The organism is Streptomyces sp. NPDC048331 (genome assembly GCF_043201215.1).
GTDB lineage: Bacteria > Actinomycetota > Actinomycetes > Streptomycetales > Streptomycetaceae > Streptomyces.
The window spans coordinates 1-23949 of the sequence record NZ_JBICYT010000003.1; the positions used below are offsets into that span (position 1 = coordinate 1).

The following is a 23949-nucleotide window of genomic DNA, read 5'->3' on the forward strand; positions in this document are numbered from 1 at the left end:
GAGTACGTCCGGTACACGGGCGCCCCTCCGCCTTGCGAGGCACCGCACCGGACGACCCGGGCTCATCCGACAAGATCCGAAAGAGACGACCTAGCCGCGTACGCGAGGAGCACCGCCGTGCCCCTCGCCTACCGCGGGACGCTCACCGCCGCCGACGTGGACGTCATGTCCTGGCCGTACGCGGCCATCGCCCTGATCGACGAGGGCCGCGGGCTCCCCGAATGGCCCCGCTTCCTCGCGGCGCACCCCGACGCCGAGATCCGCTGGAAGCTGGCTTCCTGCCCCGGCCTGCCGCCCGACGTCGTGGACCTGCTCGCAGCCGACCCGGATGTGGAGGTGGTGGAGGAAGTGGCCCGCTGGACGGAGTCACCCGTCACCGCCCGCCTCGCTCGCCACCCGGACCCCCGGGTCCGCATCGCGGTGGCGTTCAATCCCACCACCCCGCTCGAAGCCGTCCTCGCTCTGGCCGAGGACCCCGAACTTCCGCTGCGATGGGCGCTGTCCGAGCGCACCGATCTACCCCAGGCGCTCTACGCCCGACTGGCCGACGACCCGAACGACCGGGTCCGGGCCGCGTACGCCCGCAACCCCGGGATCGGCCCGGCGCTGATCCACGTCCTGGCCGCCGATCCGGAGATCCAGGTACGGCGCGCCGTCGCGGAGCATCCGCACGTGCCGCTCGACCTGCTGGCGGAGCTCGTCGTCGACGACCGGGCGGCATGGAATCCGCTGCCACGGATCTCCGCCGCCACACCCGCCGAACTCGCCGAGCTGGCCGGCTCCCCCCACACGGCCGTACGGATGCTCGTGGCGCAGCGGCGCGACCTGCCCGCGGAGCTGCGTGACGCGTTGGCGGTGGACACGGACGCTTCGGTGGTCCGGGCCGTCGCCCCGCACCCCGGGCTGTCCGAGGAGCTGCTGCGCGCCATGGTCGCGCGGCACGGCGTACAGGTCCTCTCCCGGGTGGCCGCCAACCCGGACGCCTCGGGGAGCCTGCTGGAGTTCGTGACCCGGCACCGGCCGGGCGTGCGCAACGCGCTCAAGGAGGTCGCCGAGCACCCCCGTGCGACCGGCCCGGCCTTGCTCCCCTGCCTGGCGGACCGGACGGCCCGACCGCCGGCCGCCGCCCACCCGGCGCTGCCGCCCGAGGTCATCACGGGGCTGCTCGCCGACGAGGACCGACGGGTGGCGAAGGAGGCGGCGGGCAACCCCTCGCTGCCCCGCGCCGTGATGGTGGAGCTGGTGCCCTGACGGTCCGCCGGCCGCGTCACCCCGCAGGTGCCGGAGGGTGTCCCCCGCCTGAGGCGGCGACCGAGCCGGGGGTCACCAGTCCCGTCTCGTAGGCGAGGACCACGGCCTGGGCCCGGTCGCGCAGCGACAACTTCGCGAAGATGCGGGCCACATGGGTCTTCACCGTGGCCTCGCTCAGGGTGAACTCGCGGGCCAGCTCGGCGTTGGAGAGCCCGTGCCCCATCAGGGTCAGCACCTCGCGCTCGCGCGGGGTGAGCGCGGCCAGCTCCAGGTGGACGGCGTCCGCCGCGATCGGGTCCGCGGCGGCCGCGCCCGGTCCGCAGCGCTCCACCAGGCGGCGGGTGATCGAGGGCGCGAGCAGCGCGTCGCCCGTGCTCACCAGGCGGACGGCGGCGGCGAGATGTTCGGGGGTGACGTCCTTGAGCAGGAAGCCGCTGGCCCCGGCGGCGAGGGCGGCGTACACGTACTGGTCGAGGTCGAAGGTGGTCAGCATGATCACCCGGCAGTACGGGGATTCGGCCAGGATGCGCCGGGCGGCCTCCAGGCCGTCCATGTTCGGCATCCGGATGTCCAGGAGGACGACGTCGGGGCGCAGCCGGCGCACCGCGGCGACGGCTTCCACGCCGTCGGCGGCCACGCCGACCACCTCGATGCCGCGGGCCGTCAGGATCAGCCGGAAGCCGGTGCGGACCAGGTCCTGGTCGTCGGCGATCACCACGCGGGGCGCGGGCGCGACGGGCGGGGCAGCGTCCGGCGTGGTCACGGCCGCTCCAACGGGAGACGGGCCCGCACCCGGTAGCCGCCGCCGAGGCGGCGTCGGGCGTCGAGGTCGCCGCCGTAGACGGCGACGCGCTCGCGCAGGCCGATCAGTCCGCGGCCGGTGCCCTCCGGCTTCGGCCGGTCCGGGCCCCCGGCGGGCGCCGGCGCGGGTGCGGGCCCCGTCAACACGCTGGGTCCGCCGCCCAGCACCTCCACCCGCAGCGCGTGCTCCTGGTACCGCACCGTCACCTCGGTCCTTCCTCCGTCCCCGTGTTTGAGCGCGTTCGTGAGCGCCTCCTGGATGATCCGGTACGCCGTGACGTCGATCCCGGCCGGGAGCGGGCGCGGCTCCCCCGAGATCCGTACCTCCACCGGGAGCCCGGCGAAGGCGAACCGGTCGATCAGCGCGCCGAGCCGGGCGAGGCTCGGCTGCGGCGCCAACCGGGCGGCGTCCGAAGCTCCGTACGGTTCGTCCCCGCCGTCCTGGGCGGGGGCGAGCACGCCCAGCAGGTGCCGCAGTTCGGTCATCGTGTTCCGCCCGGCCCGCTCCACGGCGCCCAACGCCGCCGCGGCCTCCTCGGGCAGAGTGGTGAGCACCTCGCGGGCGGCCCCGGCCTGGACCACCATCAGGCTCACATTGTGGCTGACGATGTCGTGGAGCTCCGCCGCGATCCTGGCCCGTTCGGCTTCGACGGCGCTGCGGGCCGCGCCCTCGCGCTCCCGCTCCAACAGCCAGCCGCGTTCCTCCAGCGCCACCCGGTGTCCGCGCCGGGCGCGTAGCAGGGCCACGGCGAGCGCTCCGGCCACGGCCGCGGACCCGCAGGCCGCGACCACCGCGATGATCAGTGCCAACTCGAACTCCCCCGCCCCATGCGCTTGTTCGCCATTGTGCCGGACGGCCGGCGTACATCCCCAGGATGACCTGCCGCGACGATTACATCCGGGGGCCGACGCCGGGCCCGTGGGCTCCGCCTTAGGTTCGGTCCATGACAACTGATCATGACACCGACACCGCGCGGCAGGTCGTCGTCCGGCTGGACGACGTGCACAAGGAGTACGGCGACGCGAAGGCCTTGGACGGTCTGTCGCTGGAGATCCGGGCCGGGGACGCGGTGGCCGTGATGGGACCGTCCGGCTGCGGCAAGTCCACGCTGCTCAACATGGTGGCCGGACTGGACCGGCCGACCTCGGGCACCGTCGAGGTGCAGGGCCAGAACCTGGGTGGGCTGAACGAGACCGGGCTTGCGCTCTTCCGGCGCCGGCACGTCGGCATGATCTTCCAGTTCTTCAACCTGATCGACGACCTACCGGTCCTGGACAACGTGGCGCTGGCCGCCCAACTGACGGGCGCACCGGCCCGACAGGCACGCCGTCGGGCCCTGGAGCTCCTCGACGAGCTCGGGGTGGCCGACCGCCGCAACAACTATCCGGCGACCCTCAGCGGCGGTGAGCGGCAACGGGTCGCCGTGGCGCGCGCCCTGATGAACCGTCCGGCACTGCTCCTGGCGGACGAGCCGACCGGCGCCCTCGACAGCCGTGCGGGCGAACAGGTGATGGACCTGCTGATCGACCTCAACCAGATCGGCCAGACCCTGCTGATCGTCACGCACGACCCGCAGTTGGCCACCCGGTGCGCGAGCCGTCTGGTCGAGGTCGCCGACGGCCGGGTCGCCCGGCAGAGCGCGCTGGAGGCGACCGCGTGAGCGCCGTGTGGCGGGCCTCGCGCGCGGCGGTGCGACGCCGCAGGCTCCAGACGTTCGTGATCGGACTCGTCGTGCTCTGCTCGACCACGACCGTCCTCCTGGCGCTGGGGCTGCTCGACGCCGCGACCAGCCCCTTCGACAAGGCGTACGCCGCCCAGCGCGGCCCGCACACCGTGGCGACCTTCGACACCGCGAAGGCCTCGCCGGAGCAGCTCGCGCGGACCGCGCGGCAGCCAGGGGTGGAGGCCGCGGCGGGGCCGTTCGGGCAGGGCGTCCTGGACGTTCCCCCGGGCTGGCTGTGGACGCCGGGCGGCTCCCTCACGGTGGTGGGCCGGGCCGACCCCGGGGGCCCGGTGGACCGGATCGAGCTGCTGGAGGGCCACTGGGCGACCGCGCCCGGCGAGATCGTCGTCGGCTGGCCCTCGGAGGGCTCACCGGGACCCCGGATGCTGGGAACCACGCTGGAGGTGCCGGGATCCGCGCCGCTGACGGTCGTCGGGTTCGCGGCCGCGATGAGCAAGTCGGCGGGTGCCTGGGTCTCGCCCGAGCAGATGGCCACCATGCGTCCGTCGGCCGCGCAGATGCTGTACCGCTTCACGGACTCCTCGACGGACGCCCAGCTGGCCTCCGCGCTGGCCGGGGCGACCGCCGGGCTGCCCGAGGGGGCACTGGTCAGCGCGCAGACCCACCTCGGCCTGCGACAGGCCTTCTCGGCCCTGGCCGATGCCTACCTCCCTTTCATGACGCTGTTCGGTGTCCTCGGCCTCCTGGTGTCCGCGCTGATCGTCGGGAACGTGGTCAGCGGGGCGGTGGTGTCCGGGTACCGGCACATCGGCGTGCTCAAGGCACTGGGGTTCACCCCGAACCAGGTCGTCGCCGTGTACCTGACGATGACGGCCGTGCCCGCGGTCGTGGGCGCAGCCCTCGGCACCCTGCTCGGCAGCGCACTGGTGGAGCCGGTCCTCGAGGTCGCCTTCTCCGGCATCGAGACGGGCCGGGCCGCCGTCGGCGACGTCGGTGTGTGGGTGCCCGCCGTCTGCCTGCTGGGGATGCCGGCCCTCGTCCTTCTCACCACCCTGATCCCCGCGCTGCGGGCGCACCGGCTTCCGGCGGCCCGGGCGATCAGCGCGGGCGGCGCTCCCCGGACCGGGCGCGGGCTGCGCGTCCAGCGCGTGCTCGGCGCCAGCCGGCTGCCGCGGGCGGTCAGCATGGGCCTGGGCCAACCCTTCGCCCGGCCCGGCCGCACCCTGCTGACCATGGCGGCCATCGTCCTCGGGGTCACGACGGTGACCCTGGCGACCGGGCTGACCAGCACGATGCTCGCGTTCGGCGAGGCCGGTCGGGGCGGCGACGGAGCCCGGATCCATGTGGAGGCGGGCGGACCGGGCAACGGCCGGCCCGCTCCCGTGCTCGGTGACGGCCCGACCGAGGAACGGCTGCGGTCCCTGCCCGGCGCGACCGGGGTACGGGCCCGCGGGCTGGCGCAGGTGAACCTGATCGGGCAGAGCCGGCCGGTCTTCGCCAATTTCTACCGCGGGGAGGACGCCGCGGCCGCGGGCCGGATCGCCCGGGGCCGGGAGGCACGGGCGGCCGGTGAGATCACGGCCGGGCCGGCCTTCCTGAACCAGCACGGGCTCGAGGTCGGCGACCGCGTCACCCTGGCGCTGAACGGGAGACAGGTGGCCGCGACCGTCGTGGGTGAGCTCGTGGAGGGCGACGCGCGGGCCTTGGACGCCACCTGGCAGACCTTCCTCCAGCTGTCACCGGAGGCCGGAGCCGCCGAGTACGAGGTGCGCCTCGCGGCCGGCGCGGACGTACGGGCGTACGTGGAGGCGGCCGAGGCGATCGACCCGAACCTGCGCGTGGCCGTGCTGGACGGCCGGAACGCCGGGACCGTCACCGTCGTCGCGTTCTCGTCGGTGTTCACCGTCCTGCTGAGCATCGTGGCGGCGCTCGGCGTCTTCAACACCGTTCTCCTCGGCGTCCGGGAGCGCCGCCGGGACCTCGGCATGCTCAAGTCGATCGGGATGACCCCGCGGCAGGTGGTGGCGATGACCCTGACCTCGGTCGCGGGCGTGGGCGCGGTCGGCGGGCTGCTCGGCGTCCCGCTCGGGCTGATCGCGCACCGGCTCGTCGTCGACAACGTCGGGGTGGTCACCTTCCCGGAGTCGATGAAGGACGTCTGGGACGCCCCGCTCGTGGCCGGCCTGCTGCTGGCAGGGGTCGTGATCGCGGTGCTCGGCGCGCTGGTCCCGGCCCGGTCGGCGGCCAGGATGACGATCGCCTCGGCCCTGCACACCGAGTAGCCGCCCACACCGAACAGACGCCCCGCCCCCGGACCGGCCCGAGTGAATTCGTCACTTCCCCGGGCCGGGGGTCGTTAGGGCCTGGGGGTTGACTCGGGGGCGAAGGGATGACGGAATGCGGCAGTTTCCTCTGGAGATGCACCACATGGCACCCGGCCGGGTGGTCGAGTGGCGGCTCAGGTCCACGGCGGCGGAGGCCTCCGACACGGGTGACCCGGTGGGCCGGAAGGCGTCCTTCAACCAGGACAAGCACTTCACCGTCGCCGAGGAGAGCAGGGCCGCCGACGACCCGGTCGCGTCCTGGGTCGCGGTGACCTTCGAAGTGACCGGCCCGCTGGACGAGCAGGCACTGGCGCAGTCCCTGCTCTCCTTCGTGCAGCGGCACGAGGTCCTGCGCTGTGCGTTCCGCCGCCTGGCGGGCGAGGTGGCCTGTGAGCCCTTCGACCCCGCCGCGCTGGCCCTCGAACCCCAACAGGTGGGCGTCTTCGAGACCTCCGACCTGCTGCGCGAGTTCCTCGTCGAGCGGTTCAAGCGGAGCATCGACACGCTCTCCTGGCCGCTGTTCGTCATGGGCGCGGTGGAGCGCGAGGAGTCCGCGACGGTCTATCTCGCCTTCGACCACATCGTCTGCGACGGCATGTCGATGCCGATCGTGGCCCGCGAGGTGTCGATCGGCTACGAGGCGCTGTGCCGCGGCGAGAGCGTCGAACTGCCGCCCGCCCCCAGCTATCTCGACTTCGCCGAGGAGCAGCGCCGGCGCTACCTGTCCATCGACGCCCGTGACGAACGCCTTGACCACTGGAAGGCGTTCATGGGGGAGGCCGGCGAGTTCTTCCCGCGGTTCCCCCTCGATCTGGGGGTCGAGCCGGGCCGGATGTACCCGATCGTCAACGAGGCGTCCACCCTCCTGGACGCCGCCGAGGCCGAGGTGTTCGAGAAGACGTGTCTGGCGGTCGACGGGAAGCCGTTCATGGGGGTGCTCGCGTCGGTCGCCGTCTGTCTGCGCGAGGCCGGCGGCCCGGGCGTCTACCGTGGCCTGATGCCGGTCAGTGAGCGCGGTCGGGACACCTGGGCGCATTCGGTGGGCTGGTTCGTCAACACCCTGCCCATCGAGTTCGACGCCTCGCCGGGCCGGGACTTCGCCCAGGTCATGGCCTCGGTACGGGCCGGATTCGGCGAGATGATGCGCCACCTCGACGTGCCGTTCGTGCGGGCGTGGGAGCTGCTGGCGCCGGAGGAGTTCGCCGCCCGGTCCTGGCCGTACCCGGTGAACTTCTTCTCGTACATCGACATGCGCAAGTGCCCCGGGGCCGAGCGTCACGACGACTGGCGGCCCACCACCCATGTGTGGTCGGCGCGCGCCAACGGGGCCTGCTCGTGGTTCCAGCGGGACACGGAGGGGCTGCACATGAACTCCCTCTACGTCGACACCCCGGCGGCCCGCCGGACCATGGGCGACTTCCAGGAGGCGCTGCGCCTCACCGTGCAGGAGATCGCCCGGTCCGGCGGATTCCGCCGACCCATCGCGCTGACCGCGCCGCGGCGGCCGGTACGGACCCCGCTGGACGTGGCCGCGTTCGCCCGCCGGGGCTGAGCGGCGCCGTCCGGGTCGGGTCGGGGAGCGATCCGGGCAGGTCGCGCACAGCTCCGCGGCAGGTCGGCGACGGCGGCGAGATCGGGTGGGGCCGCCCGGCCCCACCCCCGCCCCCGGGTCAGAGGCGGGACGCGCGGCCCAGCAACAGGGTGCGTTCCTGGGCGTTGCGCGTGAGCGAGGCCGCCCGCTCGAACTCCGCTCGGGCCTCCTCGTTCCGGCCCAGCCGCTCCAGCAGGTCTCCTCGTACGCTCGGCAGCAAGTGGTAGGCGTGCAGGGCCGGTTCCTCGGCCAGGGCATCGACCAGCGGCAGGGCCGCGGCCGGGCCGTCGGCCATCGAGACGGCCACCGCCCGGTTGAGTTCCACCACCGGGGACGGGATCAGCTGGACGAGCCGCCCGTACAGTGCGGCGATCCGTGGCCAGTCGGTGTCCTCGTAGCGGACGGCCGCCGCGTGGCAGCCGGCGATCGCGGCCTGGACGGAGTACGGGCCGTTCCCCGCCCGGCCCAGCGCCCGGGCGCCCCGGTGGATGAGCATGCGGTTCCACCGGGACCGGTTCTGGTCGGCGAGCAGCACGGGCTCCCCGTCGGGGCCGGTGCGGGTGGTGATCCGGGAGGCCTGGAACTCCAGCAGTGCGGCCAGGCCGTGCGCCTCGGGCTCCTCGGGCATCAGCGCGGCCAGTACGCGGGCCAGACGCAGGGCGTCCTCGCACAGGGCGGGCCGGACGAGGTCGTCGCCGGCGGTGGCCGAGTACCCCTCGTTGAAGACGAGGTAGATGACCTCCAGGACCGAGGAGAGCCGTGCGTCGCGGTCGGCGCCGTACGGAACCTCGAAGGGCACCCCCGCCTTGGCCAGGGCCCGCTTCGCCCGGACGATGCGTTGGGCGACGGTGGCCTCGGAGGTGAGGAAGGCGCGGGCGATCTCCTGCGTGGTGAGGCCCCCCATCAGGCGCAGGGTGAGCGCGATCCGGGCCTCGGTGGCGAGGACGGGGTGGCAGGAGGTGAAGATCAGGCGCAGCAGGTCGTCGTCGATGTCCTCGGGATCGGCCGGCTCGGCGGGCGGTGGCACGTCCGCCAGGCTCCGGCCGACCTCCGCGAGCTTGCGCGCGTAGATCTCCTTGCGCCGGACGAGGTCGATGGCGCGGTGCTTGGCGGTGGTCATGAGCCAGGCGCCGGGCCGGTCCGGAACGCCCTCCTTCGGCCACTGCTCCAGGGCCGCGACGAGGGCGTCCTGGGCGATCTCCTCGGCGATGCCCACGTCCCGTACGACGCGGGCGACCGAGGCGATGATCCGCGCGGACTCGATCCTGAACACCGCTTCGACCGCTTGGGCCGCACTCACTGCCGTCACGGCCACCCATCAGAGCAGCCGTGACGAGGCAGGGCAAACGCGGCGCGGACGCGCGGGATCACATCTCCTGGATCTCCCGGACCTCGGCGCTGATCTTCCATTCCACCGGGTGGATCTCGAGGAAGCGCCGGGTCCACTCGATGGCCTCGGCCTTGTCCTTGCACTGGCTGAGGGAGTAGCCGCCGACGACCTCCTTGGTCTCGGTGAACGGGCCGTCGGTGTAGCTGATCTTCCCGCCGGACCAGCTGAGGCGGGTGGCCTCGGAGGTGGGGAGCAGTCCGGCGGTGTCGAGCATGACACCCGCCTTGGTGATCTCCTCCAGGAGAGCGCCCATGCGCTGCTCGAACTCGGGCGGGAAAGCGGTGTCGGCGGGCAGGTCCTGCTCGTTGATGCGGATCATCGTCAGGAAGCGCGGCATGGTGACTCCTCGGTCGGGAGGGCGGGGACTCTCCCCGCCTCTCACCCCTGCGTCGAACGGGAGACGCCCGGATCGACAGCCTCCGGGAAATTCTTCGAAGTTTTTTCCGGGGCGGCCACCGCGGTGCCCCGTCCGGGGTTCGATCGGTCCACCAGGCCTGACTACTCGCGAGTAGGATCGCGGGACCGGACTCCTAGGACCCCTTCGAGAGGACCTCCCCGATGCCTCGCGCCTCCTCCCCCTTCCTGTTGGCCGGCCTCCTGGCCACGGCAGCGGTCGCCCACGCGGTCGCGCCGAAGAAGTTCGACGCGACCGTGCCCCGTTCACTGCCGGGCAGCCCGCGCGGGTGGACGTACGCCAGCGGGGCGGCCGAACTGGCCCTCGCGGCCGGCGTCGCCCATCCGCGCACCCGCCGGGTGGCCGCGCTGGCCACGGCCGCCTTCTTCGTCGGCGTGTTCCCGGCGAACGTGAAGATGGCCGTCGACGCGCGCCACGGCTCCCCCCGCACCCGGGCCGTGACGCTCGGCCGGCTGCCGCTGCAGGTACCGCTGGTGCTCTGGGCCCGCAAGGTGAGCCGAAACGCCTGAGGCCGCGGATCCGGTCTCGGAACGGGCCTTCGAACCGGTCGCCGCAGCCGTCACCGAGCCGCGGTGGTCAGCGGCTGTCCCCCGTCCAGTCCCAGTGCCCCGGGTCCCCCGCGCGGCGGAGGTAGTGGGCGCGGCCGCCCGCTCCGTAGCGGCCTATCTCCGTCGGGAGCCTCGCCTCCTCCATCAGCTGGGGCGCGCTCCAGCCGGTGACGTCCAGGAGGAGCCCGTCGAGCGGCCCGCCGACCAGCTCGCCGTAGGTGCGTCCGGGGCGCGGTCCGGGGTCGGGGTCCTCGTGGTCGGCGCCGTAGACCCGGCGCCGCAACATCCTGTCGTCCATACCGATCAGCTTCACAGCCACCACTGACAACGGACCCGGCGGCCGCGGGTCGGCGCGGCGGCGATGATGGGGGCCGCCCTCCCGATCCGGGGAGGCGCACGAGCGAGGAGCGACACGTATGGCACGTCGGGTGCACCAGCCACTGGAGAACCGGGAGTTCGACTTCATCCTCTCGATGACGACCGGACCGGTTCTCGCGTACTTCTGCGGCACCTGGCCCAAGGCCGTCGAGGCGTGCCGCGCGATGGACGCGGTCGTCGGGGAGCTGATCGAGGAGTACGGCACGCGGTTCACCGCCGTCCGCACCGATATGACCCGCTGCCCGGAGCCGACCAGGCGTTACGGGGTGACGGGCGCGCCGACCGCCGTGCTCATCAAGGACGGCGAGACGGTCGCGAGCCACGCGGGACCGATGACGCGTGAGGAGTTCCGCGCGTTCCTGGACGCCCACCTCTGAGCGTCCCCGGGTTCAGAGCAGGGTCACGGCCCGGCGTTCCAGGGCGCGGGAGCCGTCCACCAGGGCGGCGAACTCGTCGAAGAGGGCGCGCCGACCGGGGGCGTCCGTGTCGGGGGCGGCCTCGCGTGCCAGTTCCGCGAGCCTGGACCAGTTGCCCGCCGAGTCGCGGAACAGGGCGGCCGCCTCCGACCGTCCCGCGAGGTCGAGGAAGTCCGCGTAGAGCGGGCGTGTGGCGCCGGGCGCGGTCCATTCCTCCTCCAGGCACGCGTACAGCCGCCGGGTCCCCGCGAGGAACGCCTCCGGGGAGCCGAAGCGGCGTTCCCAACCGGTCCTGGTACGGACGTCGCGCAGCTGGGCGGCGAGCTTCTCCATGCCCGAGAAGCCGAAGTTGACGTCGAACCGGTTGCCCAGCACGGGCCCGGTGAGGCGGGCGGCCGTGGCGGCCACGGCCCCGTCGATGTCAGGGGCGCCGGCGGCGGGGCCGGTGGGTACGAGCATCCGGTGACGGCCCTTGCGATGGCCGCTCCAGGCCTCGCCGAACTCCCGCTCCGCGATCCGGTACGGGGTCGGCGCCCCGTCCTCCACGCAGAGGATGTCTCCCTCGTATCCGGCGAGGACCACGGTGTACGGATCGGCCGCGGCCATCTCGTCCGGGATCCCACCGTGCCAGGGGAGCCGGGACCGGTCCACGGCGCAGAACACCGGACGGCCGGCGTCGAGGGCGGCGCGCACGCGGTCCCAGCGGGGCCGGGAGCTGTGGGTGACCTCGTAGGGGACGCCGAGCCGGCCGAGGGCGGCTTCCACCCAGGGGTCGGGGTGGGCCTGCGCCACGATCGTCAGCAGGGGTGGGTGCCCGGCGTACTCGAAGACGAAGTACATGAAGCCGATCCCGCCCGCGAGGCCCGCGACCAGTTCCTCCTCGTGCACGCTGCCGAGGGCGTGCCGGACCAGGGAGCTCTCTCGATGCCGCCCGGTGCCGAAGTCCTCGTAGAGGAGTCCGGTGGGCTTCGGCAGGGGTGCCTGCTCGGTCATCGGGCCAGCGTAGCCCCGAGGTCCGGCAGCCGGATTTCCTGTACAGTTGTCCAGGAAATATCGACCGGTAGAAGTGGAGGCGGCCATGCACGCGGTCGCTCAGATCCTGATCGGCCTCGTGGCCGCGCTGCACGTGTACTTCATGGTTCTGGAGATGTTCCTGTGGCAACGGCCCCCGGGGCGGGCCCTGTCGGGCTTCGACGCGGACACCGCCCGCCTCACCGCGCCGCTCGCCGCGAACCAGGGCCTCTACAACGGCTTCCTCGCCGCCGGCCTGGTCTGGTCGCTCGTGATCGACTCGCTCGCCACCCAGATCTTCTTCCTCGCCTGCGTCGTCGTCGCCGGGATCTACGGGGCGGCGACCGCCAACCGCCGGATCCTGGTGGCACAGGCCCTGCCCGGCGCCCTCGCGCTCGGCGCGGCGCTGCTGGCCGCATGAGCCCGGAGGCCCCGCGTAGGGAAGAGCCGCGTCCGGAGGGCCTTCGCGCGGAGGACCCCCGTACGGCCCGGACGAAGGGGCGGCTGCGGACGAGCCTGCTGGCCGAGTGCGCCGACCGGCCGCTCGCCGAGGTCAGCGTCTCGGCCGTGGTCCGCCGGGCCGGTGTCGGCCGCGCCACCTTCTACCTGCACTACGAGGACCTCACGGCGCTGGCCGTGGACGCCTGCGCGGATGTGGTGCACGCGGCGGTCGACGCCCTGCACGCCTGGCAGACCGGCCCGTCACCACTCCCCCCGACCCGACCCCCCGCCGCACTGGCCGCCTTCCTGGCGCAGGCGGCGGACCGGGCGCCGCTCTACCGGACCCTGCTCCTCCCGGGCGGCGACGGCCCGCTCGGCAGGCGCCTCCACCGGGAACTGCGCGCCCGGGCCGTGGCGGAACGGGCGGCGGTGGGCGCCCCGCACCCCGAGCTGGTCGGGTCGGCGGTCGCGGCCGCGTTCACCGGCGTCCTCGCGGACTGGCTGCACGAGGACATCCGGGCGGATCCCGAGGCCCTGGCGGACCACCTGTGGCGGCTGCTGATGGCCCTCCACCGCGCGATCGGGCCGGGCGGCGGCGGAGGGCATCCGACCCGGGCCCGGTAGCGGACCACCCGGAACGCACGAGGCCCCGCCGGGTGGACCGGCGGGGCCTCGCGTCACGGGCCGAGCTCGTGAAGTGGACTACCTGAGCGGAACCACCCGCTCAGCCTGCGGACCCTTAGGGCCCTGGGAGACGTCGTACTCGACGCGGGCGTTCTCCTCCAGCGACTTGAACCCGGTGGTCTCGATCGCGGAGAAGTGCACGAACACGTCGGGGCCGCCGTCGTCCTGCTGGATGAAGCCGAACCCCTTCTCCGAGTTGAACCACTTCACGATGCCTGTTGCCATCTGGCTGATCCTTCACAACGTTCCACTGCGGGCCGCACACGCGGCCGTCTCGATCCTGCCCAACGGCCCCCCGGAGCACACGCTGAACGCGGCCGACCGGGGCAAGAGCGCACATTCGAACTTCTGGCCGCCTCGTCCGTCGAAAGAGGGACCGAAACGTGATCCGAAGCGCCCCGTGGGGATTCACGCACCACCGTCGGCGGCGGGCAACGACGCGACGGATCGGGGTCGAGGGGCCGCCGCGAGCGCCCGCCGCGGACCGCCGAAGCGGCAGCCCAGGCAGTCGGCGTGCCCCGCGTGGGCGCCGGTGTCCCGGGTACGCCAGTCCCAGTCGGCCTCCGGTCGAGGTCCGCTCGGCTTGCCCCACCCGGCGAGGTGCAGCAGCCAGGTGACGATCCCGGCCACGGCGACGACGCCGAGGCCGAGCCAGATCCCGGGGACCCAGGCCGCGCACACGGCGGCGCCCGCTCCCGCGAAGCCCAGCAGGGCCAGGCCGGTTCCCGTCCAGCCGGCCACCGTGTGGCCGAGGTCTACGTGGCCGTGCGCGCTCATGGTTCTCCCTGGTCGGACCGACAGCAGTACGCTCGAGGGCGGGAAGCTTATTTCGCAAGGTAAGCATCTCACTCACTAAGTAACTTAGATGCTAAGGAGTATTTGGGTGCAGGGCAAGACCCGCCCCCCGGCCACGGCCGGCGAGGCGATTTCGCGCATGGACCAGTACGTCGCCCTCGGCATCGTCGGCCAGCAGGAGGTCGCGCAGCTGCTCGGGCTCAACGTCACCGACCTGACCTGCCTGGGACACATCCTGGGTGCCGGGGAGACCCCGCTCGCCGCCGGTGACCTCGCCGGACTCCTGGACCTGACCACCGGCGCCGTCACCGGGGTGCTCAACCGCCTCGAACGCGCCGGCTACGCGCGACGGGTCCCCGACCCGGCCGACCGGCGCCGGGTGCGGGTGGTGGCCGACCCCACGGCCGCCGCGCGGGTCATCGCCGTGTACCAGCCGATGTACGACCGACTGGCCGTCCTCTTCGCCGACTACACCCCCGACGAGATCGCCGTGATCGCCGACTGGTTCGGCCGCGCCGCGGTCGAGATCCGCGCGCACTGCGCGCAGGTGCGTTCGGGGGAACTGACCGCCGGGGAGGTTTAGGGCCCGCTGGTACCATGGGCGGTTGACCATCTCCTTCCTTCTTCCCTCCTTCTTTCTGCTTCGAAAGGTCCTGCATGAGGAACCCGTCAGCTCATGGGCGCTTCGGTGTGAAGGGCGGTGCCAAGGCCGGTGCCCGCACTCCCGCCAAGGCCGCCCGCGCCCTCGGCCCGCAGGGTGAGTTCACGATGCACGCGCCGAAGGAACCCGCGCTCGCGCCGGTGAAGTCCTTCGCGGAGCTCGACCTGCCCCGTGAGCTGATGGAGACCATGGCCTCGCTGGCCGTGACGGAGCCGTTCCCGATCCAGGCCGCGACGCTCCCGAACGCGCTGGCCGGCCGGGACGTCCTCGGCCGCGGCCGCACCGGCTCGGGCAAGACCCTCGCCTTCGGCCTGGCACTGCTGGCCCGTACGGCGGGGCAGAAGGCGGACCCGAAGCGCCCGCTGGCGCTGGTCCTCGTACCGACGCGCGAACTGGCGCAGCAGGTGACCGAGGCGCTGGAACCGTACGCCGCGGCCCTGAGGCTACGGATGGCCACCGTCGTCGGCGGGCTGTCCATCGGCCGCCAGGTGAGCTCCCTGCGTACCGGTGCCGAGGTCGTGGTGGCCACCCCCGGGCGGCTGAGCGACCTGGTGGGGCGGCGGGACGTACACCTCGAGCGCGTGAAGATCACCGTGCTCGACGAGGCCGACCAGATGTGCGACATGGGCTTCATGCCGCAGGTCACCGAGATTCTGGACCAGGTGCACCACGCGGGACAGCGGATGCTGTTCTCGGCGACCCTGGACCGCAATGTCGACCAGCTCGTCCGCACGTACCTCAAGGACCCGGTCTCGCACTCCGTGGACCCGCAGGCGGGCGCGGTGTCCACGATGGACCACCACGTGCTGCACATCCACGCGGCCGACAAGGTCTCGGCGGCGACCGAGATCGCGGCCCGGGACAACCGGGTGCTGATGTTCCTCGACACCAAGCACGGGGTCGACCAGTTCGTGAAGCACCTGCGGGCCATGGGCGTACGGGCGGAGGGCCTGCACAGCGGCAAGTCTCAGCCGCAGCGCACCCGGACCCTGGCTCAGTTCAAGACCGGGGCCGTCACCGTCCTGGTCGCGACGAACGTCGCGGCGCGCGGCATCCACATCGACGACCTCGACCTCGTGGTCAACGTGGACCCGCCCGCCGACCACAAGGACTACCTGCACCGGGGTGGCCGCACCGCCCGGGCCGGCGAGTCCGGCCGGGTCGTCACCCTCGTCACCCCGAACCAGCGTCGGGACATGGTCCGCCTGCTCGCGGACGCCCGGATCCGGCCGACGATCACGCAGGTACGGTCCGGCGAGGCGGCACTGACCCGCATCACCGGCGCCAAGGCCCCCTCCGGGGTCCCGCTGGCGGGCTCGGCACCGACCGACGCCAAGGGCAAGCCCTCGGGCTCGGAGCTCGCGTTCCGCGGCATGGGTACCCGCCCGGGCCGGGGCAAGGAGTCCCGCAAGACGATCGAGGCCCGTCAGCAGGCCGAGGCCCGCCGTGCGGCCCGGGTGCGCCGGGGCGTCTGACCCTCGAGGACCGACCGCGTACGCCGCGCGCCCCCGGACCGGATCCGGTCCGGGGTGCGCTGACGGCCTTCGGCGTCAGCCCCTGCGGCGGCGGTTGCGCGCCACGATCGCGCGGGTGACCACGGGCGGGAGGAGGTCCTTGGCCAGCTTGCGCCAGCGGACGCCGGGCTTGCGCGCGGCCGGCTTGCGTGCGGCGGGAGTCGCGACCGGCGCCGGTTCCGCCGGCGGCGCGGGATGCAGCGGCTGCGGGGACTCCGGCGCGATCACCCCTTGGTCCGCGATGCGTACCAGGGGGTGGCCGTCGACCATCTCCACGCCGTGCCAGAGGTCGGTGCGCTCCTCCAGCCAGGCGAGCAGCGCCGTCCGGTGGGGCTTCGGGTCGCCCCAGGTCGCGTAGAGCTTCGAGCCCGAGATGCAGATGGGGTGCAGTTCGCCCGTGGCCACCGCGCCCCACACGGCGGCCGCGACGCCGGGGGTGTGCTCGGAGCGGTAGTCGTCGAAGGCCACCACGGCGTCCGGGGTCGTGACGATCCGCGAGGACGCGATGTCCGTGGCGACGTGCTCGTAGAGGTGCGAGGCGTCGATGTGCACGAAGCGGCAGCTCGCCGGCTTGACCTCGTCGGCGACGACCGAGGTGGGGGCCTGGATCAGCGTCGGCAGCGCCTCGTGGAAGGCCAGGTAGTTCGTCTCGAAGCCCCGCCGCGTGAGCGTGGGGTAGGACTGGCGGTTCTCCGCGATGTTGAAGTCGTCCGTCGCGGGCGAGTCGAAGAGGTCGCAGACGGTGAACTTCTCGCCGGGCCGGAGGTACCGACCGAGAAAGATCGCACTCTTCCCCATGAAGGCGCCGAGCTCCAGCAGGTCGCCCGGCTGCCCCTCGTCGCTGTTCTGACGCGTCAGGAACCAGTCGAAGAGCGCCTGGTCGTACGCCGAGAACCAGCCTTTGACCTCGTCGTACGTGGTGGGTACGAGCGGAGCCGGCTCACCGTCGGGGGTCGTGACGGAAGCTTGAGAAACGTGCGACACGGAGAGTCATCCTCCAGCGAAGTGGCATCGGTCTTCACGCGGATACCCGGCCGGGTAACGGCACTTTATGCCCTGGATGGACGTGTGACGAGATGTAAACGCGATCATCCTGTGATTCCTGCCCCACCGGTCCGGAGCGGAGTGATCCGGTCCGGGGCCGACGGCGCGATACGGACGCACCGGGTCCGGGCGGCGGGGCCTCGGCCGCCGGCAACCGCGGTGCGCGGCGCCGCGGACGGGTGAGCTCCGTGATCCCGGTCGTGCCGTGATCAGCCGCGGGGTTTCCCGTCCGACCGGTCCGTCTCGCCCTCGTCGTCCTCGTCGGCGGCCCGGTAGTGGTAGGCGTCCCACCAGTCGTCGTCCTCGTCCGTCGGCTCGTCGTCGTCCGGCTCGTCGTCCGCGGACACGACACCGCGCCACCTCCGGTCGTCGTCGGCGCTCCGGCGGACGTCGAGCCGCCGCTGCTCGTCCAGCGCCGCGAGCGCGGGATGGGACCGCCTACGGGCATGGTCCCCCAACGGGTCCTCGCACGCCGTACGCGCGCGGACCGCCCGGTCGGCGCCTTCGGCGAGGCCGAGTGCCGCGAGGCCCGCCGCGGCCACCGCGGAGGCGACCCACTCCCGGAGCCCGTGCGGGGGCGCCAGAACCAGCAGCACGCCCGCCACGCACCAGAAGCTCAGCAGCAGGACCACGGCCACGCAGCCGCAGCAGTCCAGGAGCCACCCCCGGTCGTGCGTCGGGGTGCGCGGGATCCGGGGGACGTGGGGCAACGACGCCTCCCGTTCCCGTGCGTACGCCCAGTGCCACGTCAGGTACTCGGTGTCGTACCGGACGACGCGGCCGATCGACACGGGCTCGGGATCGTACCGACGTACGGCGTCCAGCAGAGCGGCGGGCAACGGGTGGGCGGGCGGCGGCCGGCCGGGGTCGCGGCCCTCCTCGGTGAGCCGCGCCGCCCCTTCCGCGTCGATGTCGAGGTATCCGCCGAGCAGCAGCTCGGCGGCCGCCGCCTCGGACTCTTCGAAACTCAACGCGGCGGCGTGGTACGGCTCCAGGTCCAGGCCGGCGACCAGCCCGAGGACGGTGCGCCGCAGCCGCGCCCGACGCCACCACCGGAGGCCGATGACCGCGTACACGGCGGCGGCGACGGTGAACGTGGAGGCGGCGAGGACGAGTTGGAGCACGCGTCGAGGCTACGTCCGCGACCGCCGGGGCGAACACGCAATTTCCGGCGCACCGTTCAGGTCAGACCGGCTCCTCGACCAGGGCGAAGCCTTCGGGCAACTCCCACAGGAACGCGCGGCGCGCGGGATCGCTCTCCTCCTCGGCCATCTTCCCGAGCAGGTCGAGGAATTCGCCACGCTGATCGTCCGACAACCGGCTCAGTACGTGGCACACCCACTCCATCATGCGGACGGCGTCGTCCTGATCCATCTGTTCGTCCTCGCTGCCGTCGACGAACCGGAGGACATCGACCAGGGCCTCCGCGAGGGCATGGGTCAACGACGGGTACACGGACATGGGTAGGGCCTCCCCCGGACGGTCTGAGCAGTAACGGCCATCCGACCACACCCCACCGACATCGCCCCCGGCCGTCGGCCGTCGGACCGAGCACCGGACCCCGGAGTCGCCGTTCAGACCGCGGTGCCGCGCCGCAGGCGTTCGGCGGCCGCGTTGCGGACGCGGCGGGTGCGGGCGTCGGCGGCCAACAGGGTCAGGGCATCGTACGAGGTGAGCAGGCGGACGGCGGTGCGCTGGCACCAGTCGGAGGCGGCGGTGAGCTCCTCGGCGGACCAGGCCTCGCCGCGGGTGACGGCCTTGAGCAGGCTCCACTCCCGCAGCCGGCGCTCGGGGAAGGCCCGGCCGGCGAGGGCGGCGGCCATGGCCAGGGCCCAGGCGGGGAACTCGTCCTCGGCCAGCAGTTGTACGGCTCGCCGGTCGAGGTGGGTGACCACCGCGCTCTCGGCCATCACCCCGTCGGGATCGCGCAGCACGGCGGCCACCACCTCCGCCTCGCCCCGCACGCCCGCGCCCGGGCCCGGCGCCGCGGCCAGGGACTCCAGGTGGCGGGCGTAGCGCCAGTGCTCGGGGGGCTCGTCGGGGTCGGGGCCGTTCATCGGGCCCTGCGCCGGTATGCCCGTGGCGGGTCGCTGCTGGTCGTTTCCTCGCGCCATGGCACCCATTCCACACGATCTCCGTCGGCGGCCGGCGGTCAGGGTGCCGTCAGGGGCCGTTCCGCAGTGCGGGGCAGGCATCGATCTCCGTCCGTGGCCGTCCGGTGGCCGTCAGACCTGCTCGAAGTGGAAGGACTTGATGAAACAGTCGCGGGGCTGACCGATCGCGAAGAAGACGCAGTCCACGAGCGACTGGGCGGTGAGCGGGTCCTTCGCGGTGCGCGGCGCGCCCTCCCAGGACTCCGAGAGCGGGTCGTGGTTGTCGAAGTCCGGCGGGTAGAGGGAGATGACGCGGACGCCCTGGTCGCGCAGCCTGCGGGAGAGGATCTCGGTGAATCCGGCCTGGGCGCTCTTGCCGGCGTAGAAGGCGGCGTGGGCGTCCGACCGGTGGTGACCGGTCTCCCCGCAGCCGGAGATCATGGTGACGATGTCCGGCACGGTCGACTTCAGGAGCAGCGGGAGGAAGGCCTTGGTGGCCAGGACCGTACCGGTGGCACCGGAGGCCAGGGTGTCGATCACGTCCTCGTCGGAGGCGGACAGCAGGTCCGCGCCGTGCTGGTAGCGGGAGCCGTTGTTGACGAGCACGTCCACGTGCTCGGCGCGGGCGGCGACCGCGGCGGCGAACTCCCGTACGGAGGCGGGGTCGGCGAGGTCGCAGCGGTAGGCGTGGACGCGATCCGCGTCGTGGCCCTGGGCGCGGATCTCGTCGCGGACGCGTTCGGCGGCTTCGAGGGTGCGGGCGGAGAGGTGGACCTCGGCGCCCCCGCTCGCGAATCGGAGGGCGAGGGTGCGCCCGAAGTCGCGACCGGCGGCGGTGATGACGACGCGGTGGTGTTCCAGAGCCATGTCTGCGCTCACTCCTGATTCGTGGTCTGCACATATGTTCTCAGGCGTGTGCGGTGTCGGGCCGTGCGGGCCGGGGCAGGCCGGGGGACCGCGGAGGGCCGGGCCGTTCGCGGCGCCCGGGGGCACGGCGCGGACGTGTACCGGCCCTCCGCGCCACCCCTCAGGCCTCGCCGGTCCCGTGCTCGGCCTCCTGGTCCGCCTCCGGCAGCGGAGCCCCGGTCTCCAGCAGCGTCTTGAGGCTGGACGCGAGCATGGGCCAGGCCCGGCCGCACATGCCGATCAGGGTGCCGCCGGGTTCGAAGTCCTCGTGCAGGATGGTCAGCCGGGCGAGGGTGTCACCGACGGGCTCGATCTCGTACGTCACCTTCGTACGGCGCTCCTTCGCCAGTTCGGCCCGCAGTTCCTCGCCGATCCCGGCAGAGGCCGCCCACTGCGGGGTGAAGGTGTGCCAGGTGTAGGAGAGCAGGCGGTCCGGAACGCAGTCGAGGACCACCTGTTCGGGGTCGCTGGTACGGGCGCCTCGCTCGACCCAGTCCATCGGCGAGCCCACCGCCCAGTCGGTCTCGAAGCTCAGGCCCCAGTACCGGCGGGTGAAGGCGGGCTCGGTGAGGGCCTGCCAGACCCTGGCGGGATCGGCCTGGATGTACAGGGTGTAGGTGATCGCGCTGTCGCTCATGGCCCCATGCTGCGGGACCGCGGACCGCGGACGCCGGATTTCCCGATCATGGCGGTGGTCGCGGGCGGTGTCGGAGGCCGCTCGCACCCCGGTCGGTGGGCCGCCGGGACCGCCGTCGGTTCACGGGGAAGGCGAGCCCGCACAGCCCGAGGCCGGCTCCCGCGGGCCGAGTCCGAGAGCCCGCTCGTGCCGGTCCACCGGGTGCGGTGGTCGGGGACCGGGTCACGCTGCCACGCGGCCCGACGCCGGCGGGTCCGCGGACAGGTGGCGTCGGCCTCGACGGCCGCCGCCGTCCGCGGTGCGAGGTCCGGGATGACGGCGTCCTCGTGGCAGCTGATCGACCAGGCGCTGGTGAATCCCCGGTGAATCCCCTGTCCTCGACGGTAGGCGGCGCCACCGACACCTCACCGCCGGGTGCCCTCCTCGGGGAGTTCGGTGGGCGGGGTACGGGTGGGGGCGGGGAGGCCGAGGCGGGTGCGGGCGGTGTGCACCGCCGCGAGCTCGTCGTCGCCCGCCCGCCCCCAGTCGCTCAGTTCGCGGACCTGTTCGGGCGTGGCCAGCAGACGGGCGTACGCCGGATCCGCGCCCGGCGGGAGGCCGGTGAGGCGGGCCGCGCCCCGGGCGTGGACGCCCGGCTCGCCCTGCCGGTAGCCGAGCGGGACGGCGTCCTGCGTGGAGCCGGCCGTCGGGGGCGGGAGGTGGGCGGCGCCGGTGGCCCGGGAGATCAGCAGCAGGACCCGGCCGTCGGGCGCGAACAGCCAGGCCGACACGTCCTGTACGGGTACCCCCTCCGGGACCGGGCCGGGGTGCCAGGCACCGTGCTGCGGGATCCGCCGGGTGCGCAGGACCCCGAGCCGGTCGAGGGCGGTCGGCGCGGTGGGGCGGCCGTCCTCCAGCAGGGCGGTGCCGGAGCCGTTGACGCGGGCGCGGAGGGCGGACAGGGCGCGGCGGGCGTCGCCGGGGTCCATCAGGGCGGGCAGGTCGGCCGGTTCGGCGAAGTGGATGCCGGTGATCTCCTGGGCGGGGAGGCGGACGGCCTCGATCCGGTCGGGGGTCCAGGTGCCGCCGTCGTAGACGTGCAGGATCTCGCCGGGGAAGCGCATCTCGGGCGGGAAGCCGGGGGTGTCGGCCGGGATCCAGTCCACGGCGAGGCCGCGCGGGTAGCGGCCGTCGACGCCGAGCTCCTCGCGCAGTTCGCGGGCGGCCGCCGCGGACGGCGCCTCGCCGGCGTCCACCGCCCCGCCGGGGAGCAGCCGGTCGGCGCGGTAGTCGACGCTCTGGACGAGGATCCGGCCGCGGGTATCGGTGACGAGGACGACGGCGGCGGTCCAGACGGCGGCCCGCGAGGCCCCGTACTCCGCCGGGGTCATCCAGGTCCCCGTCCGCTCCCGATCGTCCTCGTCGTCGATCGCGCCCTGGTCGGTCAGCTGCGGCATCGGACTCCGTTCACCGTGGGTGGACCCGCCGACCTGTGCAACAGGGGGCACGGCCGCCGGGTTACGGCGACCGGTCCGCCCTCCTCGACTCCCCGTCTCTTTGCCGCCCCTATACCTCCTTATTACTTGGTTATGCATCTCCTGGTACGTTCCGGATGCGGACTGGCGGTGTGAAAACCGTCGGTCCGACCACTTCGCACGCACGCTCGGCACGCGCGCACCGCACGGACCCAGGAGAGACCTCTCACATGCGACGCGCCTCTCCCACGGGCCGGCTGGCCGGGGTCGACGCCGTACGCGGCCTGGCCGTCCTCGGCATGTTCGCCGTGCACGTCGGCCCCAGCCCGGAACCGGAGGGCGCCGGTCATCTCCTCGTCGCGGCCGACGGGCGCGCCCCGGCCCTCTTCACCCTGCTCGCCGGCTTCTCCCTGGTCCTCGCCCAACGCGGGTCGGACCCGGCGCAGCGCCCGGCGGGCTGGGCCCACCGTTGGCGTCCCCTGCTGATCCGCTGCGCGCTGCTGGCCGTGCTCGGCGTCATTCTGGCGTCGTTGTGGCCCGGGATCCTGGTCATCCTGGCCTTCTTCGCCGTGTACTTCCTGGCGGCGGAGCCCTTCACCCGACTGTCCACCCCGGTGCTCACCACCGTGGCGGGCGCGTCGGTGGTGGTCGGCCCGCTGTCGTCGTTCCTGCTGGGCCCGGTGTTCGGCTACGAGGTGTCCGGGCGCGGCCTGGTCCCCGAGGCCGGCGACCTCGCCAGTTGGTCCGGGCTGGGCCGCGTGTTGTTGGAGCTGGTGCTCACCGGGGCGTATCCGCTGGCCACCTACTTCCCTTACGTGCTGGTCGGGATGGCCCTCGCCAAGTCGTGCGACGTGCGGGTGCGGTCGGTGGCCCGGCGGATGGCGGTGTGGGGCACGGTGGCCGCCGTCGCCGGGTACGGCTCGGCCTGGCTCGCGAGCCATGTGTTCGGCGCCCGGCAGCGGCTGTTGGAGGTGATCGCCGTCCACCACCCGGAGGCCGTCTCCGCCGCCGACCCGGTGCGGGAGGTCCTGAGCGGCCAGTACGGCGCCGTGCCCAGCACCTCCTGGGACTGGCTGCTGGTGGCCGACCCCTACAGCCAGACCCCGCTGGAGACGCTGGGCAACGCGGGTGTGGGCTGCGCCCTCATCGGCCTGTGCGCGCTCGCCGCGCGGCACGGGGTGGGCGTGCGCCTGCTGCGGCCGCTCACCCTGCTCGGGGCGATGGCGCTGAGCGCGTACGTCGTCCACGCGCTGGTGCTGGCCGGTCCGGCGCACGGCGCCGCGTCCTGGTCGGCCTGGCTGGCCTTCAGCGCCTCGGCCCTGGTCCTGACCTGGGCCTGGCAGCGGATCTGGGCCGACAGCCCGCTGCGCCGCGGCCCGGTGGAACACGTGCTGCGGCTGGCCACGCGGGGGCGCGGCGCGGCCTGAACGCGCACCATCACCCGTTTGTGTGACGGGGTTCGGCTCGCGCGGTGCCGGTACGGCAGGGTGGGTGGATGCAGCTGCGCCGCGCCCTGCCCCTGACCCTTGCCGCGCTCGTGTTGGCCACCGGGTGTGTGACGGTACGTCCCGACGCCCCGTCGGACGCGCTGCGGGCGGCGTCCGCGGCGGATGGTACGCAGGCCCGGCAACCGGCACCCGTCGCCCTGCCGTTGGGCCCGCTCCCTGCCTCACCCGAACCCGTCTCTCCCACGCCGACCCCGCCCGCTCGGCCTGCTTCGGACGCCTCGGATACTTCGGACGTCCGACCCCGACCGCCCGCACCGCCCGCGGTCCCGGAGGGCGGGCCGGCCCCCGTACGGGCGGCGGCCGAGCGGCCGCATCGCCCGCGCCGCGCCGAGGCGAAGGCCCCGCGCCCCAGGCGGCCCGCCCAGCGGGCCGCGGCCGCGGCGCCGACGAAGCCCCGCAAGC

Annotated in this window: 26 protein-coding genes; 11 read left to right on the plus strand and 15 right to left on the minus strand. The window is 73.5% G+C overall.

From position 1 onward, the window contains the following. The first annotated feature begins 117 nt into the window (after positions 1-117). Positions 118-1251 carry a hypothetical protein gene (locus tag ACGFYY_RS06005; protein WP_393707320.1) on the plus strand — a complete coding sequence of 378 codons (1134 nt, stop codon included), beginning with the start codon at positions 118-120 and terminating at the stop codon, positions 1249-1251. 16 nt (positions 1252-1267) lie between these two features. On the opposite strand, the gene ACGFYY_RS06010 is transcribed toward ACGFYY_RS06005, so the two are convergent. Both ACGFYY_RS06010 and ACGFYY_RS06015 read right to left on the minus strand, forming a co-directional pair. Next, a complete protein-coding gene (locus ACGFYY_RS06010; RefSeq protein ID WP_393707321.1) occupies positions 1268-2014 on the minus strand; it encodes a response regulator in 747 nt (248 codons plus the stop codon). Next, on the minus strand, positions 2011-2862 hold the full coding sequence (locus ACGFYY_RS06015; protein WP_393707322.1) for a sensor histidine kinase: 852 nt from the start codon (positions 2860-2862) through the stop codon (positions 2011-2013). The genes ACGFYY_RS06010 and ACGFYY_RS06015 overlap by 4 nt, the downstream gene beginning before the upstream one ends. A gap of 134 nt (positions 2863-2996) precedes the next feature. On the opposite strand from ACGFYY_RS06015, the gene ACGFYY_RS06020 reads away from it, so the two are divergent. From ACGFYY_RS06020 to ACGFYY_RS06030, 3 genes are all read left to right on the plus strand, one after another. Continuing rightward, positions 2997-3713: an ABC transporter ATP-binding protein gene (locus tag ACGFYY_RS06020; RefSeq protein ID WP_328863613.1), complete on the plus strand. Its 717-nt coding sequence runs from the start codon at positions 2997-2999 to the stop codon at positions 3711-3713. Continuing rightward, complete coding sequence (locus ACGFYY_RS06025) at positions 3710-6019, plus strand: FtsX-like permease family protein (protein ID WP_393707323.1); 2310 nt, start codon at positions 3710-3712, stop codon at positions 6017-6019. Before ACGFYY_RS06020 ends, ACGFYY_RS06025 begins: the two co-directional genes overlap by 4 nt. Before the next feature lie 115 nt (positions 6020-6134). Next, a complete protein-coding gene (locus ACGFYY_RS06030) occupies positions 6135-7613 on the plus strand; it encodes a condensation domain-containing protein (RefSeq protein ID WP_393707324.1) in 1479 nt (492 codons plus the stop codon). Positions 7614-7731: 118 nt separating this feature from the next. Here ACGFYY_RS06030 and ACGFYY_RS06035 read toward each other — a convergent pair whose 3' ends face one another. Together ACGFYY_RS06035 and ACGFYY_RS06040 are read right to left on the minus strand one after the other, a co-directional pair. After that, on the minus strand, positions 7732-8952 hold the full coding sequence (locus tag ACGFYY_RS06035) for an RNA polymerase sigma factor (protein ID WP_393707628.1): 1221 nt from the start codon (positions 8950-8952) through the stop codon (positions 7732-7734). 67 nt (positions 8953-9019) lie between these two features. Further along, the gene (locus ACGFYY_RS06040; protein ID WP_030722852.1) at positions 9020-9379 is read right to left on the minus strand and encodes a YciI family protein; all 360 of its coding nucleotides are present in this window, start codon (positions 9377-9379) and stop codon (positions 9020-9022) included. A gap of 221 nt (positions 9380-9600) precedes the next feature. Here ACGFYY_RS06040 and ACGFYY_RS06045 point away from each other — a divergent pair, with 221 nt between their 5' ends. Further along, a complete protein-coding gene (locus ACGFYY_RS06045) occupies positions 9601-9966 on the plus strand; it encodes a hypothetical protein (protein ID WP_393707325.1) in 366 nt (121 codons plus the stop codon). A 67-nt stretch (positions 9967-10033) separates the two neighbouring features. Here the strand turns inward: ACGFYY_RS06045 and ACGFYY_RS06050 are convergent, their stop codons facing one another. Beyond that, positions 10034-10303: a hypothetical protein gene (locus tag ACGFYY_RS06050; RefSeq protein ID WP_365275646.1), complete on the minus strand. Its 270-nt coding sequence runs from the start codon at positions 10301-10303 to the stop codon at positions 10034-10036. 118 nt (positions 10304-10421) lie between these two features. Here ACGFYY_RS06050 and ACGFYY_RS06055 point away from each other — a divergent pair, with 118 nt between their 5' ends. After that, on the plus strand, positions 10422-10760 hold the full coding sequence (locus tag ACGFYY_RS06055) for a thioredoxin family protein (RefSeq protein WP_365275649.1): 339 nt from the start codon (positions 10422-10424) through the stop codon (positions 10758-10760). A gap of 12 nt (positions 10761-10772) precedes the next feature. Here ACGFYY_RS06055 and ACGFYY_RS06060 read toward each other — a convergent pair whose 3' ends face one another. Further along, complete coding sequence (locus ACGFYY_RS06060) at positions 10773-11792, minus strand: BtrH N-terminal domain-containing protein (RefSeq protein ID WP_393707326.1); 1020 nt, start codon at positions 11790-11792, stop codon at positions 10773-10775. Positions 11793-11877: 85 nt separating this feature from the next. On the opposite strand from ACGFYY_RS06060, the gene ACGFYY_RS06065 reads away from it, so the two are divergent. Next, complete coding sequence (locus tag ACGFYY_RS06065) at positions 11878-12231, plus strand: DUF1304 domain-containing protein (RefSeq protein WP_393707327.1); 354 nt, start codon at positions 11878-11880, stop codon at positions 12229-12231. After that, on the plus strand, positions 12228-12875 hold the full coding sequence (locus ACGFYY_RS06070; protein ID WP_393707328.1) for a TetR/AcrR family transcriptional regulator: 648 nt from the start codon (positions 12228-12230) through the stop codon (positions 12873-12875). The genes ACGFYY_RS06065 and ACGFYY_RS06070 overlap by 4 nt, the downstream gene beginning before the upstream one ends. A 78-nt stretch (positions 12876-12953) precedes the next feature. On the opposite strand, the gene ACGFYY_RS06075 is transcribed toward ACGFYY_RS06070, so the two are convergent. After that, a complete protein-coding gene (locus ACGFYY_RS06075; protein ID WP_030758508.1) occupies positions 12954-13160 on the minus strand; it encodes a cold-shock protein in 207 nt (68 codons plus the stop codon). A 183-nt stretch (positions 13161-13343) separates the two neighbouring features. Further along, on the minus strand, positions 13344-13712 hold the full coding sequence (locus ACGFYY_RS06080) for an HGxxPAAW family protein (RefSeq protein WP_393707329.1): 369 nt from the start codon (positions 13710-13712) through the stop codon (positions 13344-13346). A gap of 106 nt (positions 13713-13818) precedes the next feature. Here ACGFYY_RS06080 and ACGFYY_RS06085 point away from each other — a divergent pair, with 106 nt between their 5' ends. Both ACGFYY_RS06085 and ACGFYY_RS06090 read left to right on the plus strand, forming a co-directional pair. After that, positions 13819-14313 (plus strand): MarR family transcriptional regulator, encoded by a 495-nt coding sequence (locus ACGFYY_RS06085; protein WP_365280955.1) that lies wholly within the window; start codon positions 13819-13821, stop codon positions 14311-14313. A 74-nt stretch (positions 14314-14387) separates the two neighbouring features. Beyond that, the gene (locus ACGFYY_RS06090; protein ID WP_393707330.1) at positions 14388-15866 is read left to right on the plus strand and encodes a DEAD/DEAH box helicase; all 1479 of its coding nucleotides are present in this window, start codon (positions 14388-14390) and stop codon (positions 15864-15866) included. Between the two features lie 75 nt (positions 15867-15941). Here the strand turns inward: ACGFYY_RS06090 and ACGFYY_RS06095 are convergent, their stop codons facing one another. The 7 genes from ACGFYY_RS06095 to ACGFYY_RS06125 form a co-directional block, all read right to left on the minus strand. Continuing rightward, the gene (locus ACGFYY_RS06095) at positions 15942-16889 is read right to left on the minus strand and encodes a class I SAM-dependent methyltransferase (RefSeq protein WP_393707331.1); all 948 of its coding nucleotides are present in this window, start codon (positions 16887-16889) and stop codon (positions 15942-15944) included. A gap of 269 nt (positions 16890-17158) precedes the next feature. Continuing rightward, a complete protein-coding gene (locus ACGFYY_RS06100) occupies positions 17159-18073 on the minus strand; it encodes a hypothetical protein (RefSeq protein ID WP_393707332.1) in 915 nt (304 codons plus the stop codon). Positions 18074-18134: 61 nt separating this feature from the next. Continuing rightward, on the minus strand, positions 18135-18410 hold the full coding sequence (locus ACGFYY_RS06105; protein ID WP_393707333.1) for a hypothetical protein: 276 nt from the start codon (positions 18408-18410) through the stop codon (positions 18135-18137). 113 nt (positions 18411-18523) lie between these two features. Next, positions 18524-19063 carry a hypothetical protein gene (locus tag ACGFYY_RS06110; protein WP_393707334.1) on the minus strand — a complete coding sequence of 180 codons (540 nt, stop codon included), beginning with the start codon at positions 19061-19063 and terminating at the stop codon, positions 18524-18526. A gap of 111 nt (positions 19064-19174) precedes the next feature. Then, entirely contained in the window at positions 19175-19909 is a 735-nt protein-coding gene (locus ACGFYY_RS06115) for an SDR family oxidoreductase (RefSeq protein WP_393707335.1), read from the minus strand. Positions 19910-20069: 160 nt separating this feature from the next. Beyond that, a complete protein-coding gene (locus ACGFYY_RS06120; protein WP_393707336.1) occupies positions 20070-20585 on the minus strand; it encodes an SRPBCC family protein in 516 nt (171 codons plus the stop codon). Between the two features lie 404 nt (positions 20586-20989). Further along, positions 20990-22021 carry an NUDIX domain-containing protein gene (locus ACGFYY_RS06125; RefSeq protein WP_393707337.1) on the minus strand — a complete coding sequence of 344 codons (1032 nt, stop codon included), beginning with the start codon at positions 22019-22021 and terminating at the stop codon, positions 20990-20992. Between the two features lie 248 nt (positions 22022-22269). Between ACGFYY_RS06125 and ACGFYY_RS06130 the strand changes: the two genes are divergently transcribed. After that, positions 22270-23466, plus strand: coding sequence for a DUF418 domain-containing protein (locus ACGFYY_RS06130; RefSeq protein WP_393707338.1), 1197 nt, complete (start codon positions 22270-22272; stop codon positions 23464-23466). Positions 23467-23949: the final 483 nt, after the last annotated feature.

Coding starts and splice junctions, on each gene's coding strand:
- ACGFYY_RS06020 (WP_328863613.1), top strand. CDS start 2,997: ATGACAACTGATCATGACACCGACACCGCGCGGCAGGTCGTCGTCCGG.
- ACGFYY_RS06030 (WP_393707324.1), top strand. CDS start 6,135: ATGCGGCAGTTTCCTCTGGAGATGCACCACATGGCACCCGGCCGGGTG.
- ACGFYY_RS06040 (WP_030722852.1), bottom strand. CDS start 9,379: ATGCCGCGCTTCCTGACGATGATCCGCATCAACGAGCAGGACCTGCCC.
- ACGFYY_RS06045 (WP_393707325.1), top strand. CDS start 9,601: ATGCCTCGCGCCTCCTCCCCCTTCCTGTTGGCCGGCCTCCTGGCCACG.
- ACGFYY_RS06050 (WP_365275646.1), bottom strand. CDS start 10,303: ATGGACGACAGGATGTTGCGGCGCCGGGTCTACGGCGCCGACCACGAG.
- ACGFYY_RS06055 (WP_365275649.1), top strand. CDS start 10,422: ATGGCACGTCGGGTGCACCAGCCACTGGAGAACCGGGAGTTCGACTTC.
- ACGFYY_RS06060 (WP_393707326.1), bottom strand. CDS start 11,792: ATGACCGAGCAGGCACCCCTGCCGAAGCCCACCGGACTCCTCTACGAG.
- ACGFYY_RS06065 (WP_393707327.1), top strand. CDS start 11,878: ATGCACGCGGTCGCTCAGATCCTGATCGGCCTCGTGGCCGCGCTGCAC.
- ACGFYY_RS06070 (WP_393707328.1), top strand. CDS start 12,228: ATGAGCCCGGAGGCCCCGCGTAGGGAAGAGCCGCGTCCGGAGGGCCTT.
- ACGFYY_RS06075 (WP_030758508.1), bottom strand. CDS start 13,160: ATGGCAACAGGCATCGTGAAGTGGTTCAACTCGGAGAAGGGGTTCGGC.
- ACGFYY_RS06080 (WP_393707329.1), bottom strand. CDS start 13,712: ATGAGCGCGCACGGCCACGTAGACCTCGGCCACACGGTGGCCGGCTGG.
- ACGFYY_RS06090 (WP_393707330.1), top strand. CDS start 14,388: ATGAGGAACCCGTCAGCTCATGGGCGCTTCGGTGTGAAGGGCGGTGCC.
- ACGFYY_RS06105 (WP_393707333.1), bottom strand. CDS start 18,410: ATGTCCGTGTACCCGTCGTTGACCCATGCCCTCGCGGAGGCCCTGGTC.
- ACGFYY_RS06110 (WP_393707334.1), bottom strand. CDS start 19,063: ATGGCGCGAGGAAACGACCAGCAGCGACCCGCCACGGGCATACCGGCG.
- ACGFYY_RS06115 (WP_393707335.1), bottom strand. CDS start 19,909: ATGGCTCTGGAACACCACCGCGTCGTCATCACCGCCGCCGGTCGCGAC.
- ACGFYY_RS06120 (WP_393707336.1), bottom strand. CDS start 20,585: ATGAGCGACAGCGCGATCACCTACACCCTGTACATCCAGGCCGATCCC.
- ACGFYY_RS06125 (WP_393707337.1), bottom strand. CDS start 22,021: ATGCCGCAGCTGACCGACCAGGGCGCGATCGACGACGAGGACGATCGG.
- ACGFYY_RS06130 (WP_393707338.1), top strand. CDS start 22,270: ATGCGACGCGCCTCTCCCACGGGCCGGCTGGCCGGGGTCGACGCCGTA.